A 15,788-nucleotide genomic window follows, 5' to 3' on the forward strand; every position below is an offset into this window, starting at 1 on the left:
AAGCCACGCAGCCGCCGGGATCACGAAGCCACGAAGCCACCGGAGGGGGGCCATGAGACTCCTGCTCGTCGAGGACGACGATCATGTCGCCGCGGCCCTGTCCGCCGTACTGGCGAAGCACGGGTTCACGGTCACGCACGCCCGGAACGGCGAGGAGGCGCTCCAGGCCGTGCTGCCCGCCGCGCACGGCGAGCGCCCTTCGTACGGAGTGATCCTGCTCGACCTCGGGCTGCCCGACCAGGACGGCTACCAGGTCTGCGGCCGGATCCGTCAGCTCACCCCGACGCCCGTGATCATGGTGACCGCGCGCGCCGACGTACGGTCCCGGATACACGGCCTCAACCTCGGGGCCGATGACTACGTGGTCAAGCCGTACGACACCGGGGAACTGCTCGCGCGGATCCACGCCGTCAGCCGGCGCACCGCCGCCGGCGAGGAGTCGGGCGGGGCGGGCGATGACGCAGCGGTGCGGCTCGGATCCGTCGTCATCGAGCTGCCCACCCGCCGGGTCAGCGTCGACGGCACGCCCGTCCAGCTCACCCGCAAGGAGTTCGACCTGCTCGCCCTGCTCGCCCAGCGGCCCGGTGTCGTCTTCCGGCGCGAGCAGATCATCAGCGAGGTCTGGCGCACCAGTTGGGAGGGGACCGGCCGCACCCTGGAGGTGCACGTCGCCTCGCTGCGCTCCAAGCTGGCGATGCCCGCCCTGATCGAGACCGTGCGGGGCGTCGGGTACCGCCTGGTCGCGCCCGCCGCGTAGCCGCCCGGATCCCCCACGTGCGCACACGTCTCCTCCCGCTTCTCCTCGTCCTGATGGCCGGCGTGCTGCTCGCCCTCGGCTTCCCGCTGGCCGCCAGCATCGCCGCCGCCGAGCAGCAGCGCGTGGTCGTCGACCGGCTCGACGACGCGGCACGGTTCGCCGCGCTCGCCCAGTTCGTGAGCGAGTCCGAGCCGACCGTCGACGAGCGCCGCACCACCCTCCGCGGTGAACTCGCCAGTTACCACGACGTGTACGGCATCCGGGCCGGCATCTTCTACCGCGACAACACGGCCATGGCCGCCGCGCCGGAGGACTGGGTCGTCCCTTACGAGGGTGAGGGCCGCCGCGCCTTCAAGGAGGCGCAGCTCGGGCGCCGCAGCCACGACCCGCCGCAGGTGTGGCCGTGGCAGCAGCACGCGCGCCTCACGATCGCCTCACCGGTCGTACGGGACGGTGACGTCGTCGCCGTCGTGGTGACCGACTCGCCCACCGGGCAGCTGCGCTCACGCATCCTGAGCGGCTGGCTGATCATCGCGGCCGGGGAGTCCGCAGCGATGCTGCTCGCCGTCGGCGCCGCTTTCCGGCTCACCGGCTGGGTGCTGCGGCCGGTCCGCGTGCTGGACGCGGTCACCCACGACATCGCCACCGGCCGGATGAAGTCCCGGGTCGCCGCGGCCGGCGGGCCGCCCGAACTGCGGCGCCTTGCCCGGTCGTTCAACGAGATGGCCGACAACGTCGAGGACGTCCTGGAGCAGCAGCGGGCCTTTGTCGCCGACGCCTCGCACCAGTTGCGCAACCCGCTCTCCGCGCTGCTGCTGCGCATCGAGCTGCTCGCCCTCGAACTGCCCGAGGACAACGAGGAGATCGCCTCCGTCCGGACCGAGGGCAAGCGGCTCGCGCAGGTCCTCGACGATCTGCTGGACCTCGCGCTGGCCGAGCACGCCGCCGCCGATCTGCGTCTCACCGACATCGGCGCGCTGGTGGCCGAGCGGGTCGCCGCGTGGCGGGCGCTCGCCGACGAGAAGGGCGTACGGCTCGGCGGGGAGTGGCGGGCGGTGACGGCGTGGGCGGACCCGGTGGCGCTCTCCAGCGCGCTCGACGCGGTGATCGACAACGCGCTGAAGTTCACCCCGGCGGGGGAGGAGGTCACGGTCACCGTGGCGTCCGAGGGCGACAGCTGCACGATCGAGGTGGCGGACGGCGGTCCTGGGCTCACGCCGGAGGAGCTCGAACGGGTCGGGGACCGCTTCTGGCGCAGCGGCCGCCACCAGAACATCAAGGGCTCGGGGCTCGGTCTTTCGATCTCCCGGGTCCTGCTGGCGGCAGGCGGCGCCTCGATCGCCTACGCCCCGAACGAGCCGCACGGACTGCGCGTGACGGTCACGGTGCCTCGGACGGGGCCGCAGGGGCGGTGAGGGAGCGGGGGGGCGTACCCGACGTACGGCGTGCGCCTGAGGGTCTGTACGGCCCGGGATTCGTACGGCCTCAGGGGTGGTACGGCGCGGGGGAGCCGTACGGCTCGGTGTGTACGGCCCCGTCCTAGCCGGCGGTCTCCGGCCTGCGGGCGCCCGAGGGCCTAGCCCTACGGCTTCACCGAGCGGTAGTAGCGGCGCGCGCCCTCGTGCAGCGACAGGGGTTCCGTGTAGATCGCGGTGCGCAGGTCCACCAGCTGCGCCGGGTGGACCTGGCTGCCGATCCGGTCCCGGCTTCTGATCACTGTACGCGTGAAACCCTCCACCAGCGCCGGATCCGCCGCGTCCGTCGTCACCAGCAGGTTCGCCACCGCCAGCGTCTCCACCGGCTGGCCGTCCTGCGCCCGGGCGTAGGCGTCCGCCGGGATCACCGCGGAGCGGTAGTGGCGGGTCGACTCACCGACGTCGTGCAGCCTGTCCACCAGAGCGGCGTCCAGTGAGACCAGCCGTACCGGAAAACGCTCGGACAGTGCCTGGACGGCCTGCGTGGGCAGACCGCCGGACCAGAAGAACGCGTCCAGCTGCCCGCGCTCCAACATGCCCGGCATGGTGTCGATGCCGGCGGAGACCGGTTGGATGTCGGTGTCGGGGGTGAGTCCGCCCGCCGCGAGGATCCGGTCGGCGACGAGCCGGACGCCCGAGCCCTCCTGGCCGACGCCGACCCGCAGCCCGCGCAGATCGGCCACGGACTGCACGGGCGACTCCTTGCGGACCACCAGCTGTACGTAGTCGTCGTAGAGGCGGGCGGAGCCGCGCAGCCGCTCGAACCCGGGCTTCTTGTCGCGCTGGTACTGGGCCACGGCATCGGCCGTCGCGATGGTGAAATCCGCCTCACCGGAGGCCAGGCGTGCGAGGTTCTGCTGGGAGCCCTCGCTGTTCCTGAGCGATATCGAGACATCCGGCAGATCGGTGGCGAGGGCCTGCCGCAGCAGCTCGCCGTACCGCTGGTAGACCCCGGTGGGAACGCCCGTACTGAACGTGACGCGGCCGCTCGGCGCCGGAGTACCGAACGGAACCAGCCACCACACCAGCACCCCGCACACCACCAGGAGCGCCGCCGACACCTGGAGAAGGCGACGGCGGGCGGCACGGGAGAGCGAGGCGAGCATGGCGCGATCCTGCCAGTTCGATCCCCGCCCTGGCCAGGCCGGGCGGGGAGACGCCGGTCGGGCCTCCATGCCGATGCCCCCTCTGGTGCGTCCGGCGGTGCGTCCCGCCGGTGCCCGCGCGCCACGCGCGCGTGGCCGGCCGCGCGCCGTGCCTTCGCCGTGCCTGCGCCGGTCAGAGACCGCCGGCCTGGGATCGCAGCCACCCCAGCAGGGCGGCGATCCGGCCGTCCCGCTCGGGCGGTTGCCGACTGAGCAGGTGATATCCCGTGCCGTCCTCGACCAGGCCGTAGGGCGCCACCAGCTGTCCGCGCATCAGGTCGTCGTAGACGAGCGCGTACGGACCGATGGCCATGCCGACGCCGGCGACGGCCGCCTGGAGCGCCAGGTAGAAGTGCTCGAAGGTCTGCTCCCCGACCGGCTCGACGCGGCGACGCGTGATGCGCCGCCAGTCGGCCCACGCCCGAGGCCGGGTGCTCGTGTGCAGAATCGTCACACCGGCGACGTCGATTCCTTTCGGGAGCCGTTCCGCCATGTCCGGGCTGCAGACCGGACCGATGCGTTCCAGGAAGAGGGGCGAGCGGCTCACGTCCGCCGGTACGGGGAAGTCGTCGCGGCGCAGAGCGACGTCGACGGGGTCCCGCTCGAACGAGACGGGCCCGCCGGCCGCCGACAGATGCACGGTGAGGTCCGGCACCTGGACCGCGAGGTCGGGCAGGCGGGGAATGAGCCAGCGCATCAGCAGCGTCGGCTCGCAGGACAGCGCGAGCGGACCGCCGCGCTTGCGGCGCGCGACCTCGCGAGCCGCCGTGTCGACCTGGTCGAGCGCGTCCCGGACGGCGGACGCGAGGCGACGGGCCTGAGGGGTCGGCCGCAGCGAGCGGGTCCCACGCTCGAAGAGCGTGACACCGAGGGATTTCTCCAGGTTCTGGATCTGACGGCTGACCGCGCCGTGGGTCACATGGAGCTCCTGGGCGGCCCGGGTCATGCTCGCGTGCCGGACGGTCGCCTCGAAGGGGAGCAATGAGTTCAGCGGGGGGAGATCGGGCCAGCGCACGTGTGAAATCTACTCACAGGTGGGGTGAGAAGGAATCGCTTGTCCAGCGGCTTTCCGGGCGCCAGGGTTGACGGCAGTGGCGAGGGCGTCACGCGATCCGAGGAGGACGACACATGAGGCGGGAACCCCAGGCCGACCCCGTGACGAGCATCGCCGTCCTCGCGGACGACCTCACAAGCGCCGGCGACGGCGCGTCCCCCTTCCGCAGGACCGGCCACCGCGCACAGATCCTGCTGTCGTGGGGCGCCTGGCCCGACGGTGGGGCGGGGTCGGGGGCCGGGCTCGGAGTCGTTGCTGTCGACCTCGGAAGTCGTCTGCTCGACGAGGCGGCTGCCGTGGCTCGGACACGGCGCGCCGCGGGCGCGTTCGCGGGTGCCGACGTGCTCGTCAAGACAGTCGACTCCACCCTCCGGGGCCATGTGGCCGCCGAGATCCGCGCCGCCCACGCCGGTTCGGCCCGGCGGGCCGTCGTCGTCGCGCCCGCGTTCCCCGCCGAGGGCAGGACGACGATCCGCGGGATCCAGCACGTCCGGGGCGTGCCGGTGCACGAGACGGACTTCGCGCGCGACCCGGCGCACCCGGTCCGCACCGCGGACCTCGCCAGGCTGCTGCCCGAAGCGGAACTGCTCGAACCCGAGGGGTTCGGCAAGCTGCCGGAACTGGTCGACAGGGGAGGCGTGTTCGTCTGCTCGGCCGCCGCCGACGCTGACCTCGACCTCCTGGTGTCCTCCGTGCCCCGGCCGGGCGACGTCCTCTGGGTCGGCTCCCCGGGCCTCGCCGCAGCCCTGGCCGGTCACCACCCCCGTAACCAGGCCGCGCCAACGCCCGAACCGGCCGCATCCCGGCGCCCGCTTGTGGTCGTCGGCAGCGCGCACCCGGCCACACGCCGACAGCTCGACCGGCTGCGTACGCGAGTGGACGTGGGTACGGCCGTCGCCGACGGCGACCCCGCAGGGGCCGTCGAGGTCCTCCGGCGCTCCTCCGCCCCCGTGCTCGTCGTCCACACGCCCGACGCCCGCCGTGCCGCCGCCGGCTCGCTGACCGGCGATCTCGCCACCGTCGTACGGGAATTGGTGACGGACGGGCTGGTCGACGGACTCGTGCTCACCGGCGGGGAGACCGCGGTGGCCGCCCTCGACGCCCTCGGGACCTCCGGCATCGACCTGACCGACGAACCCGAACCGGGGGTCGCCCGGGGCGTCCTGCTCGACCCGCCCCGCATCCCCGTCCTGATCAAAGCGGGCGGCTTCGGCGACGACGGAACACTCGACCGCCTCTGCCGCCTCCTCGGAGAGGGCGGGCCGGTCTCATGAAGCCACCCATCGCCCTCACCATGGGCGACCCGAACGGCATCGGCCCCGAGATCACCGTCAAGGCGTACGCCGACCCACGGCGCCGCCCTCCGGTCGTCGTCATCGGTGACCCGGACACGCTCGCCCGGGCCTGCCGCATCACCGGCACCGAGCTGACCGTGCGGCCGATCGCCTCCGTCGCGGAGGCAGCCCACAGCCCCGGAGCCATGGACGTCCTCTCCGAGGGCGCGCTCCCCGCCGACCTACCGCTCGGCACCGTGGACGCCCGCGCCGGAGCCGCCTCGTTCCAGTACATACGCCGTGGCATCGAGCTCGCCCTCCGCGGCGAGGTCCGGGCCCTCACCACCGCACCCATCAACAAGGAGGCGCTGAGGCTGGCGGGGCTGCCCTACCCGGGCCACACCGAGATCCTCGCCGAGCTCTCGGGCGCCGGCGACTACGCCATGATGATGGCCAACGACGAACTGAGGGTCGTCCTCGTCACCGTCCACCAGTCCCTGCGCACGGCACTCGACTCCCTCACCACGGCCCGCGAGCTGGAGATCATCCGGCTGACGCACCGCACGCTCCGGGCCGGCGACCCGACGGGCCCCCGCCCCCGGATCGCCGTCGCCGCCCTCAACCCGCACGCCGGCGAGAACGGGCTCTTCGGCCGCGAGGACCTCGACCTCATCGAACCGGCCGTAGAGGCAGCCCGGCGGGAAGGCATCGACGCCAGCGGCCCCTGGCCCGCCGACACCGTCTTCATGCGCGCCCGTGCGGGCGAGTTCGACGCCGTCGTCGCGCAGTACCACGACCAGGGGCTGATACCCGTCAAGTACCTGGGCCTCGAGCACGGCGTCAACATCACCATCGGCCTGCCGTTCGTCCGCACCAGCGTCGACCACGGCACCGCCTTCGACCTCGCGGGCCGGGGCACCGCCGACCACACCAGCCTTCTCACCGCCCTGCACCAGGCGGACGAGCTGGCCGCCCCCGCCCCCGCACGCGACCCGGAGGACCCCCGTGGACTTCATCTTCATGCTCACCCGTGACGACAGGACCGTCACCGACTGCCTCGATGTCCTCGACACCGTCCGGGACCTCGGCATCGGCCACCTCGGCTTCAAGGACGTCGGCGTCGAGCAGGCCACCCTCGGCAGGCTCCACCGGGGGATCAAGGACATGGGCGCCACCAGCTACCTCGAAGTGGTCAGCACCACCCGCGACGAGGCCCTCACTTCGGTCAGGCGTGCCGTCGATCTCGGTGTCGACCGACTCATGGGCGGCACCTGGATCGACGAAACGCTGGCCCTCGTGGCCGGCACCGGCATCGAGTACCTCCCCTTCGTGGGTGAACCGCTCGGCCACCCCACCCGCCTCGCGGGCGGCCCCGACCGGATCGCCGAGGACTGCCGCCGGGCCGAGGCCGCCGGCTGCGCGGGCGTCGACCTCCTCGCCCACCGGGCCACCGACGCGGACCCCCTCGACCTCGTCCGCGCCGCCCGGGCGGCCACCGGCGGCCGCCTGGTCGTGGCCGGCAGCATCACCACCACCGCCCGGATACAGGCCCTGGCGGCCGCCGGGGCCGACGCCTTCACCATCGGCTCCGCCGCCTTCGACGGATCCCTGCGCCCCGAAGCGGGCACCCTCGCCGCCCAGCTCACCGTGGCCGTCGAGGCCGCCCGGAGAGCCCCCGCGCCGTCGTCCCGGCGGCTCGGGCCGGGGCAATCCCCGGCACCGCATACCCTTGTTCCATGACCAGCAGCGACCGGAGCCAGGCAGTGGACGTCCAGCGAACCTACGAAGTGCGCACCTACGGGTGCCAGATGAACGTCCACGACTCCGAGCGGCTCTCCGGTCTGCTGGAAGACGCCGGTTACGTCCGCGCCCCCGAGGGTTCGGACGGTGACGCAGACGTCGTCGTCTTCAACACCTGCGCGGTCCGCGAGAACGCCGACAACAAGCTGTACGGCAACCTCGGCCGGCTCGCCCCCAAGAAAACCTCGCGCCCGGGCATGCAGATCGCCGTCGGCGGCTGCCTCGCCCAGAAGGACCGCGACACCATCGTCAAGAAGGCCCCCTGGGTCGACGTCGTCTTCGGCACGCACAACATCGGCAAGCTGCCGGTCCTCCTGGAGCGCGCCCGCATCCAGGAAGAGGCCCAGATCGAGATCGCGGAGTCGCTGGAGGCCTTCCCCTCCACGCTCCCGACCCGCCGCGAGTCCGCGTATGCCGCCTGGGTCTCGATCTCCGTCGGCTGCAACAACACCTGCACGTTCTGCATCGTCCCGGCGCTGCGCGGCAAGGAGGAGGACCGCCGCCCCGGCGACATCCTCGCCGAGATCGAGGCCCTGGTGGCCGAGGGCGTCTCGGAGATCACCCTCCTCGGCCAGAACGTCAACGCGTACGGCTCCGACCTGGGCGACCGCGAGGCCTTCTCCAAGCTGCTCCGCGCCTGTGGCGAGATCGAGGGCCTGGAGCGGGTCCGCTTCACCTCTCCGCACCCCCGCGACTTCACGGACGACGTCATCGCTGCGATGGCCGAGACCCCGAACGTGATGCCGCAGCTCCACATGCCGCTGCAGTCCGGCTCGGACACCATCCTCCGGGCCATGCGCCGCTCCTACCGGCAGGAGCGTTTCCTCGGCATCATCGAGAAGGTGCGCGCGGCCATCCCGCACGCCGCCATCTCCACCGACATCATCGTGGGCTTCCCCGGCGAGACCGAGGAGGACTTCGAGCAGACGATGCACACGGTCCGCGAGGCCCGCTTCGCCAACGCCTTCACCTTCCAGTACTCCAAGCGGCCCGGGACGCCGGCGGCCGAGATGGACGGGCAGATCCCCAAGGAGGTCGTGCAGGCGCGCTACGAGCGTCTCGTCGCGCTCCAGGAGGAGATCTCCTGGGAGGAGAACAAGAAGCAGGTCGGCCGCACGCTGGAGGTCATGGTCGCCGAGGGCGAGGGCCGTAAGGACGGCGCGACCCACCGCCTCTCCGGCCGCGCGCCCGACAACCGGCTCGTCCACTTCACCAAGCCGGACCAGGAGGTCCGCCCGGGCGACGTGGTGACCGTCGAGATCACCTACGCCGCCCCGCACCACCTGCTCGCCGAGGGCCCGACGACGTCGGTACGCCGTACCCGCGCCGGCGACGCCTGGGAGAAGCGCACCGCAGCGGAGGCCGCCAAGCCGGCGGGTGTCCTGCTCGGGCTGCCGAAGATCGGCGTGCCGGATCCGCTCCCCGCGGCCTCGGCACCGGCCTGCGGAGGCCACTGACATCTGCTGATCGTCAGAGGACCATGTCGGACACGCAGACGTTGCGGAGCATCGCCGAGCTCGCGCACGACTCGACCGACGCCGAGATCGCGAAGACGACCGCGGCCGAGGCCCTTGAGGCGTCGATGCCGGAGCCGCGGGACAGCGTGCCGCCCATGGACCGGAGACCGTCGCAGTAGGCTGCGGATCATGCTTGTCGCCGCAGCCGTCTGTCCCTGCCCGCCCCTGCTCGTGCCCGAGGTGGCGGCGGGAGCCGCCGGTGAGCTCGCTGGAGCCCGGACGGCCTGCGCCGACGCCATCGGGCTGCTCGCCGCGTCCCGCCCCGACCGGCTCTATGTCGTCGGCCCCGCGTACGGGGACGCGCGCGGAACCTACCCTGCCGGTTCGACGGGCGGTTTCGGCGGCTTCGGCGTCGATCTCTCCGTACGGCTCGGTGACGGGCCCGAGGGGGAGCGACCGCTGCCCGCCTCCCTCGCCGTCGCCGCGTGGCTCCTGCAGCGCGCGGACTGGGCCGACGCGCCTGTCGAGGGCCTCGGGGTGGGCCAGTTGCTGGGAACCGCCGAGTGCGTCTCCACCGGCCGTGAGCTGGCCGCCGCGGCCGACCGCGTGGCGCTCCTGGTGATGGGCGACGGCAGCGCGTGCCGGACCCTCAAGGCCCCCGGCTACCTGGACGAGCGCGCCGCCGCCTTCGACGCGGAGGCGGCCCGGGCGCTGGGCGCGGCGGACGTGGACGCCCTGCTCGGGGTGGACGAGAACCTGGCGTACGAACTGAAGGCCGCCGGGCGGGCCCCCTGGCAGGTTCTCGCGGGCGCCGCCGAGGGCGCCGGGCTCGACGGCCGACTGCTGTACGAGGACGCCCCGTACGGCGTCGGCTACTTCGTGGCCGCCTGGTCCTGACGGCGCCCACGGAACACCGCGTGCGGCGGCCGACGAGGGGCTGACGACGGCCGACGAACGACGGCGGACGACAGACGGCGGCCTACGAACGACGAACGACAAACGGCGAACGACAAACGGCGGACGGCGAACGACAAACGGCGGACGGCGAACGACAAACGGCGGACGGCGAACGACAAACGGCGGACGGCCGCGGAGCACGATGCTCCGCGGCCGTCCGCCGTGCGGGAGGGATGTTCGGTGACGCCGGGCGTCAGGGGGCCGGCGGGGTCGGGCCCTGGCCTTCGCCCTGACCCGTGTCGGTGCCCTTCGTGCCCTCGTCCTTGTGGGCGATCCGCCCAAGGGCGTCCTTGGCCTTGCCGGTGCCAGATTCGATCTTGGTGCTGTACTTGCCCTTGGTCTTCTCGTCGACCAGCTTCGCGGCCTTCTCCAGACGCTGGTCGATCTTGGCCTCATGCTGCTGCGCCAAGTCCGAGACCTTGTCCTTGGCCGGGGCGAGCTTGGCCTTCAGTGAATCCAGGAGACCCATGGGTCACCTTCCCTCCGGTGAGTGCATATGCCGTGCCCTGTCTCCAGGAGCCGCTACTTCCGGGCGCTCTCGCCTGCCTCGTTGTCCGCGGCCTCGTCCGCCGACTGCTGCTTCGGAATCTCCACGGCCTCGACGACCTCGACGACATCCGCATCCGCCACCGCGGCCGCGTCGCCCGCCTCCGCCGGCTCCGCGGTCGCGCCGTCCTCCGTGCCGTCCTTCGCCTCGGCCCCGGTGGCCCCGTCGCTCAGCGCTCCGGCCTCCGTCTCCTCCGGCGCGTCCGTCACGGCGACAGCCTGGGCCTCCTCCGTCGACGCCTCGGCAGCTTCCTTGCCCTTCCGCCGAAACATTGCAAAAACGCCCATTTCCACTCCATAGCGTACTCGTGTGGGAAAAGCCCCGCGGCGCCCGGGGCGCCCTGTTGCGCCACCCGGCGCAGCCGGTACGGAAACCGGCGGTCGGAACCTCGCAACTGGCAACGAACCCGGTTGCGGACCGTCACGTCGCTCATTCGGGGACCTCCTGGGAGGTTTGCGAGACTGTGACAGTGAGAACTGCAGCTCCCGCCCCGCGGGTCATCGCCGTCGTCGGTCCCACAGCGGCCGGAAAGTCCGATCTGGGTGTATTCCTCGCCCAGCAACTGGGCGGTGAGGTCGTCAACGCCGACTCGATGCAGCTCTACCGAGGGATGGACATCGGTACCGCCAAGCTGACGCTCGAGGAGCGCGGCGGCATCCCGCACCACCTCCTCGACATCTGGGACGTGACGGAGGCCGCCAGCGTCGCCGAGTACCAGCGCCTCGCGCGCGCCGAGATCGACCGGCTGCTCGCCGAAGGCCGTACGCCGGTCCTGGTCGGCGGCTCCGGCCTGTACGTGCGGGGCGCCATCGACGCGCTCGAGTTCCCGGGCACCGACCCGGCCGTACGCGCCCGCCTGGAAGCCGAGCTGGAGGAGCGGGGCTCCGGCGTCCTGCACACCCGCCTCGCCGCCGCCGACCCCGAGGCCGCGCGCGCGATCCTGCCCAGCAACGGGCGCCGCATCGTCCGGGCCCTGGAGGTCATCGAGATCACCGGCAAGCCCTTCACGGCCAACCTGCCCGGCCCGGACTCCGTCTACGACACCGTGCAGATCGGCGTCGACGTGGCGCGCCCCGAGCTCGACGAACGGATCGCCGCGCGCGTGGACCGGATGTGGGAGGCCGGCCTCGTGGACGAGGTGCGCAGCCTGGAGGCGCTCGGGCTGCGGGAGGGGCGCACGGCCGCCCGCGCACTCGGGTACCAGCAGGTGCTCGCGGCGCTCGCGGGGGAGTGCACCGACGACGAGGCGCGCGCCGAGACCGTACGCGCCACCAAGCGCTTCGCGCGCCGCCAGGACTCGTGGTTCCGCCGCGACCCGCGGGTCCACTGGCTGAGCGGCGCGGCGGAGGACCGCGGGGAACTCCCGCGACAGGCGCTGACGTTGGTCGAACGAGCGGTTACAGCCTGATCACGTGATGGCATCGGGACGCCTTGCCCGTCATTCCAGGGGTCTCTGGCGTGCCATCATCGAGCATCGATCGACCAAGTGGAGTCCGAGTGGGAGGGCGCGTGGCGATGGAGGCCGGCCCTCGCGACAGAGAACAGCACGACGCGGCCCCGGGCGAAGCCCAGGGTGACGCGCCCGGTTTGAGCCCGGACGGTCCGGACGACGCCGAAGGCTCGTCCGTCGAGGTCGACGCCGACGAGGTCGAGGTCGAGCTGCGGCCGCAGCGCCGGCTGCGGATCTGGCAGCTCGCGCCCATCGTGGGCCTCGCCGCCGTCGGCTCGCTGATGTTCGCCTTCCCCCTCGCCTTCGGCTCCGGCGACGGCGGTGCCGTCGTCGCCATGCTCGGCCTGCTGATCAGCTCCTGCGCGGCCGGCTGGGGCATGATGGCCGCCCGCAGGGTCGGCTCCGCCTGGCCCGGCCTTCCGGCCCGCGGCTCCGGCGAGCGGCCGAACTGGCGCGTGATCGCCCTGTACGTGTTCCTCAGTGCGCTCCTGGTCGCCCTGGCCGTCTGGCGCGTGGCCCGGCTGCGCTGAGGCGCCCCCGTCAGCGGAGCGCCCCGCCCGAGGGGTGGATCTTCGAGCGGCTGTCGGACCCGGCCCGTACAGTTGATCCCGTGACCACGACACAGACCTCGCCACTCGCATTCCTCAAGGGCCACGGGACCGAGAACGACTTCGTGATCGTCCCCGACGCCGACAACGCCATCGAGCTGCCGGCCGCCGTCGTGGCCCGCATCTGCGACCGACGGGCCGGCATCGGCGGCGACGGGGTGCTGCACGTGGTCCGCAGCGCGGCCCACCCCGAGGCCCGCGGCATGGCCGACGAGGCCGAGTGGTTCATGGACTACCGCAACGCGGACGGTTCGGTCGCCGAGATGTGCGGCAACGGCATCCGGGTCTTCGCCCGCTATCTGGAGCACGCGGGCCACGTCACGGCCGGCGAGGTCGCCGTCGCCACCCGCTCCGGCGTCAAGCGCATCCACCTGGACAAGGACGGTTCCGTCACGGTCTCCATGGGCCGCGCCCGGCTCCCCGAGGACGGTGTCACCGTCACCGTCGACGGCCGCAGCTGGCCCGCCCGCAACGTGAACATGGGCAACCCGCACGCCGTGGCCTTCGTCGACTCCCTCGACCACGCGGGCAACCTGCTCACCGAGCCTCCCTACGCCCCCGCCGCGGTCTACCCGGACGGTGTGAACATCGAGTTCGTCGCCGACCGAGGCCCCCGCCACGTGGCCATGCGGGTACACGAGCGCGGCGCCTCCGAGACCCGCTCCTGCGGCACGGGCGCCTGCGCCGTCGCCGTGGCCACCGCCCGCCGGGACGGCGTCGACCCCGCCGTGAGCGGGACGCCCGTCTCGTACACCGTGGACGTCCTCGGCGGCTCGCTGATCATCACCGAGCACCCCGACGGAGAGGTCGAGATGACCGGCCCCGCCGTCATCGTCGCCGAGGGCACGATCGACCCGTCCTGGCTCGCGGGCGAGTGAGCCTGCCCGTCGGTAAGGACCGAAAGCGCCCGACGGACGGATTCGAAACAGTCAACGACTGATCTTTCGCTCGAATGGGTGATCCGTTTCACGCTGAGCGAGAGCGGGACTCCGCCACGTGGTGGGGTCGGTAGCATCAAGCACCGGCCCCACAGGCACGCCTTGCCCGTTCACCGCCGGTCGACGTCGCCGGAGGTGCCCCATGAGTGCAGAGGCCACCAACCCTGTGAGCGAGGCGGAGGCCACCGGCCCCGACGCTCCCAGCCGAAGGCGAACCCGTCCGAGGATCGACCTCCGCAGGCTGGGTCGTGCCGCACTGCTCGGCCCCACCACCAGAGACAGGCTGCCCGACGCCATCGGACATGTCGCGGAGGCCCACCGGGCCCACCATCCCGACGCCGACCTGGCCGTGCTGCGCCGGGCGTACGTGCTGGCCGAGTCCTCGCACCGCGGACAGTTCCGCAAGAGCGGCGAGCCGTACATCACCCATCCGCTCGCCGTGACCCTGATCCTCGCCGAACTCGGCGCCGAGACGACGACGTTGACCGCCGCGCTCCTCCACGACACCGTCGAGGACACGGAGGTGACGCTCGATCAGGTCCGGGAGCAGTTCGGCGACGAGGTCGCCTATCTCGTCGACGGCGTGACCAAGCTGGAGAAGGTCGACTACGGCGCCGCCGCCGAACCCGAGACGTTCCGCAAGATGCTCGTGGCCACCGGCAACGACGTCCGCGTGATGTCGATCAAACTCGCCGACCGGCTCCACAACATGCGCACCCTCGGCGTGATGCGCCCCGAGAAACAGGTCCGGATCGCCAAGGTCACCCGCGACGTCCTCATCCCCCTCGCCGAACGGCTCGGCGTCCAGGCGCTCAAGACCGAGCTGGAGGACCTCGTCTTCGCGATCCTCCACCCCGAGGAGTACGAGAACACCCGCGCCCTCATCGCCGGCAACACCGGCGCGGGCGACGCGCTCGCCACCATCGCCGACTGCGTCGCCACCGTCCTGCGCGAGGCGGACATCGCCGCCGAAGTCCTCGTCCGGCCACGGCACTTCGTCTCCGTCCACCGCGTCCGTCTCAAGCGCGGCGACCTGCGCGGCAGCGACTTCGGGCGACTGCTCGTCCTGGTGGCGGAGGACGCCGACTGCTACGCCGTCCTCGGCGAACTCCACACCTGTTTCACCCCGGTGATCTCCGAGTTCAAGGACTTCATCGCGGCTCCGAAGTTCAACCTGTACCAGTCGCTGCACACCGCCGTCGCCGCCCCCGACGGGGCCGTCGCCGAAGTCCTCATCCGTACGCACCAGATGCACAAGGTCGCCGAGGCCGGCGTCGTCGCACTGGGCAATCCGTACACGCCCCCGACGGGCGGCGACGGCACCGAACCGGCCGAGGACGGCGAGCGCGCCGACCCCACCCGCCCCGGCTGGCTCTCCCGCCTGCTCGACTGGCAGCAGTCCACCCCTGACCCGGACACCTTCTGGACCTCACTGCGCGCCGACCTCGCCGAGGACCAGGAGATCACCGTCTTCCTCGCCGACGGACGCGCCCCCGGCACGATCAGCCTGCCCGCCGGGGCGAGCTGCGTCGACGCCGCCTACGCCCAGCACGGCGCCGCCGCCCACGGCTGCCTGGGCGCACGCGTCAACGGCCGCCTGGCGACACTCAGTACGGTGCTGAACGACGGCGACACCGTCCAGCTGCTGCTCGCCCAGGACAGCGCGTCCGGGCCGTCCCCTGCGTGGCTGGAGCACGCCCGTACGCCCGCCGCGCGGATCGCGATCACCGCCTGGCTCCAGGCGCACCCGGAGGCCGCCAAGCCCCCGGAGGCCGACCCTCGGCCGCCCGTCTCCTTCACGGCCGACCGGCGCTCCGGCGCCAAGCTCCACGCCGAGCTGCCCGGCGCCGAGGCCACCGCCGTACGCCCGGCCGGCTGCTGCACTCCCGTACCCCCCGACGAGATCACCGGCTTCCAGGTCCGCGGCGGCTCCGTCACCGTCCACCGCACCGGCTGCGCCTCCGTCGACACCATGAGACGGCTCGGGCGGGAACCCGTCACCGTCCACTGGGGCGACAGCGCGGAGTGCCGCGTCACCCTCGTCGCGGAGTCCTTCGGCCGGCCCCGGCTCCTCGCCGACCTCACCGAGGCCATCGCCGCGGCCGGCGTTGCCGTCGTCTCGGCGACCGTCGAGCCGCCCAGCGAACAGCGGGTGCGGCACACGTACACCCTGCAACTCCCGGACGCGGCCGGACTGCCCGCGCTGATGCGCGCCATGCGCGACGTCGCCGGGGTGTACGACGTGAGCCGCGCCCAGCACCCGCCACGCATGATGCGTGACCCCGGAGCGACCTCAGCCCGCGCGTCGCTGCCCGGGTGACGTCAG

At 72.6% G+C, this 15,788-nt stretch carries 16 protein-coding genes; 12 read left to right on the forward strand and 4 right to left on the reverse strand.

Annotated features, from left to right (window positions below; genetic code table 11):
• Positions 1 to 52 precede the first annotated feature (52 nt).
• Together ACZ4VI_RS21145 and ACZ4VI_RS21150 are read left to right on the forward strand one after the other, a co-directional pair.
• Positions 53 to 757: a response regulator transcription factor gene (locus ACZ4VI_RS21145; protein ID WP_468001225.1), complete on the forward strand. Its 705-nt coding sequence runs from the start codon at positions 53 to 55 to the stop codon at positions 755 to 757.
• Positions 758 to 774: 17 nt separating this feature from the next.
• Positions 775 to 2,172, forward strand: coding sequence for a sensor histidine kinase (locus ACZ4VI_RS21150; protein ID WP_468001226.1), 1,398 nt, complete (start codon positions 775 to 777; stop codon positions 2,170 to 2,172).
• Between the two features lie 167 nt (positions 2,173 to 2,339).
• On the opposite strand, the gene ACZ4VI_RS21155 is transcribed toward ACZ4VI_RS21150, so the two are convergent.
• Both ACZ4VI_RS21155 and ACZ4VI_RS21160 read right to left on the reverse strand, forming a co-directional pair.
• Positions 2,340 to 3,338: a TAXI family TRAP transporter solute-binding subunit gene (locus ACZ4VI_RS21155; RefSeq protein WP_468001228.1), complete on the reverse strand. Its 999-nt coding sequence runs from the start codon at positions 3,336 to 3,338 to the stop codon at positions 2,340 to 2,342.
• 172 nt (positions 3,339 to 3,510) lie between these two features.
• Entirely contained in the window at positions 3,511 to 4,392 is an 882-nt protein-coding gene (locus ACZ4VI_RS21160) for a LysR family transcriptional regulator (RefSeq protein WP_468001230.1), read from the reverse strand.
• A 113-nt stretch (positions 4,393 to 4,505) separates the two neighbouring features.
• Between ACZ4VI_RS21160 and ACZ4VI_RS21165 the strand changes: the two genes are divergently transcribed.
• The 6 genes from ACZ4VI_RS21165 to ACZ4VI_RS21190 are packed head-to-tail and all read left to right on the forward strand — an operon-like array spanning position 4,506 to position 9,859.
• Positions 4,506 to 5,705: a four-carbon acid sugar kinase family protein gene (locus ACZ4VI_RS21165; protein ID WP_468001232.1), complete on the forward strand. Its 1,200-nt coding sequence runs from the start codon at positions 4,506 to 4,508 to the stop codon at positions 5,703 to 5,705.
• A complete protein-coding gene (gene pdxA / locus ACZ4VI_RS21170; protein ID WP_468001234.1) occupies positions 5,702 to 6,739 on the forward strand; it encodes a 4-hydroxythreonine-4-phosphate dehydrogenase PdxA in 1,038 nt (345 codons plus the stop codon). Before ACZ4VI_RS21165 ends, pdxA begins: the two co-directional genes overlap by 4 nt.
• On the forward strand, positions 6,711 to 7,445 hold the full coding sequence (locus tag ACZ4VI_RS21175; RefSeq protein ID WP_468001236.1) for a HisA/HisF-related TIM barrel protein: 735 nt from the start codon (positions 6,711 to 6,713) through the stop codon (positions 7,443 to 7,445). The genes pdxA and ACZ4VI_RS21175 overlap by 29 nt, the downstream gene beginning before the upstream one ends.
• Positions 7,442 to 8,962, forward strand: coding sequence for a tRNA (N6-isopentenyl adenosine(37)-C2)-methylthiotransferase MiaB (miaB, locus tag ACZ4VI_RS21180; RefSeq protein WP_468001238.1), 1,521 nt, complete (start codon positions 7,442 to 7,444; stop codon positions 8,960 to 8,962). The genes ACZ4VI_RS21175 and miaB overlap by 4 nt, the downstream gene beginning before the upstream one ends.
• 23 nt (positions 8,963 to 8,985) lie before the next feature.
• A complete protein-coding gene (locus tag ACZ4VI_RS21185) occupies positions 8,986 to 9,141 on the forward strand; it encodes a hypothetical protein (RefSeq protein WP_468001240.1) in 156 nt (51 codons plus the stop codon).
• A gap of 10 nt (positions 9,142 to 9,151) precedes the next feature.
• Positions 9,152 to 9,859 (forward strand): class III extradiol dioxygenase subunit B-like domain-containing protein, encoded by a 708-nt coding sequence (locus ACZ4VI_RS21190; protein WP_468001242.1) that lies wholly within the window; start codon positions 9,152 to 9,154, stop codon positions 9,857 to 9,859.
• Positions 9,860 to 10,112: 253 nt separating this feature from the next.
• Here the strand turns inward: ACZ4VI_RS21190 and ACZ4VI_RS21195 are convergent, their stop codons facing one another.
• Together ACZ4VI_RS21195 and ACZ4VI_RS21200 are read right to left on the reverse strand one after the other, a co-directional pair.
• Positions 10,113 to 10,388, reverse strand: a complete 276-nt coding sequence (locus tag ACZ4VI_RS21195; RefSeq protein WP_468001244.1) for an antitoxin — start codon at positions 10,386 to 10,388, stop codon at positions 10,113 to 10,115.
• 53 nt (positions 10,389 to 10,441) lie between these two features.
• A complete protein-coding gene (locus ACZ4VI_RS21200) occupies positions 10,442 to 10,753 on the reverse strand; it encodes a hypothetical protein (protein WP_468001246.1) in 312 nt (103 codons plus the stop codon).
• Positions 10,754 to 10,935: 182 nt separating this feature from the next.
• On the opposite strand from ACZ4VI_RS21200, the gene miaA reads away from it, so the two are divergent.
• The 4 genes from miaA (at position 10,936) to ACZ4VI_RS21220 (ending at position 15,782) form a co-directional block, all read left to right on the forward strand.
• Complete coding sequence (miaA, locus tag ACZ4VI_RS21205; RefSeq protein ID WP_468001248.1) at positions 10,936 to 11,874, forward strand: tRNA (adenosine(37)-N6)-dimethylallyltransferase MiaA; 939 nt, start codon at positions 10,936 to 10,938, stop codon at positions 11,872 to 11,874.
• A gap of 107 nt (positions 11,875 to 11,981) precedes the next feature.
• Positions 11,982 to 12,446, forward strand: coding sequence for a hypothetical protein (locus ACZ4VI_RS21210; RefSeq protein WP_468001499.1), 465 nt, complete (start codon positions 11,982 to 11,984; stop codon positions 12,444 to 12,446).
• Between the two features lie 80 nt (positions 12,447 to 12,526).
• A complete protein-coding gene (dapF, locus tag ACZ4VI_RS21215) occupies positions 12,527 to 13,402 on the forward strand; it encodes a diaminopimelate epimerase (protein WP_468001250.1) in 876 nt (291 codons plus the stop codon).
• Between the two features lie 202 nt (positions 13,403 to 13,604).
• Positions 13,605 to 15,782: a RelA/SpoT family protein gene (locus ACZ4VI_RS21220; protein WP_468001251.1), complete on the forward strand. Its 2,178-nt coding sequence runs from the start codon at positions 13,605 to 13,607 to the stop codon at positions 15,780 to 15,782.
• Positions 15,783 to 15,788 lie beyond the last annotated feature (6 nt).

The sequence above is a fragment of the Streptomyces sp. NPDC029169 genome, assembly GCF_055563935.1.

Excerpts from the sequence above, each read along its gene's own strand:
- ACZ4VI_RS21145 (WP_468001225.1), top strand. The coding sequence starts at position 53 with ATGAGACTCCTGCTCGTCGAGGACGACGATCATGTCGCCGCGGCCCTG.
- ACZ4VI_RS21155 (WP_468001228.1), bottom strand. The coding sequence starts at position 3,338 with ATGCTCGCCTCGCTCTCCCGTGCCGCCCGCCGTCGCCTTCTCCAGGTG.
- ACZ4VI_RS21165 (WP_468001232.1), top strand. The coding sequence starts at position 4,506 with ATGAGGCGGGAACCCCAGGCCGACCCCGTGACGAGCATCGCCGTCCTC.
- pdxA (WP_468001234.1), top strand. The coding sequence starts at position 5,702 with ATGAAGCCACCCATCGCCCTCACCATGGGCGACCCGAACGGCATCGGC.
- miaB (WP_468001238.1), top strand. The coding sequence starts at position 7,442 with ATGACCAGCAGCGACCGGAGCCAGGCAGTGGACGTCCAGCGAACCTAC.
- ACZ4VI_RS21185 (WP_468001240.1), top strand. The coding sequence starts at position 8,986 with ATGTCGGACACGCAGACGTTGCGGAGCATCGCCGAGCTCGCGCACGAC.
- ACZ4VI_RS21190 (WP_468001242.1), top strand. The coding sequence starts at position 9,152 with ATGCTTGTCGCCGCAGCCGTCTGTCCCTGCCCGCCCCTGCTCGTGCCC.
- ACZ4VI_RS21195 (WP_468001244.1), bottom strand. The coding sequence starts at position 10,388 with ATGGGTCTCCTGGATTCACTGAAGGCCAAGCTCGCCCCGGCCAAGGAC.
- ACZ4VI_RS21200 (WP_468001246.1), bottom strand. The coding sequence starts at position 10,753 with ATGGGCGTTTTTGCAATGTTTCGGCGGAAGGGCAAGGAAGCTGCCGAG.
- ACZ4VI_RS21210 (WP_468001499.1), top strand. The coding sequence starts at position 11,982 with ATGGAGGCCGGCCCTCGCGACAGAGAACAGCACGACGCGGCCCCGGGC.
- ACZ4VI_RS21220 (WP_468001251.1), top strand. The coding sequence starts at position 13,605 with ATGAGTGCAGAGGCCACCAACCCTGTGAGCGAGGCGGAGGCCACCGGC.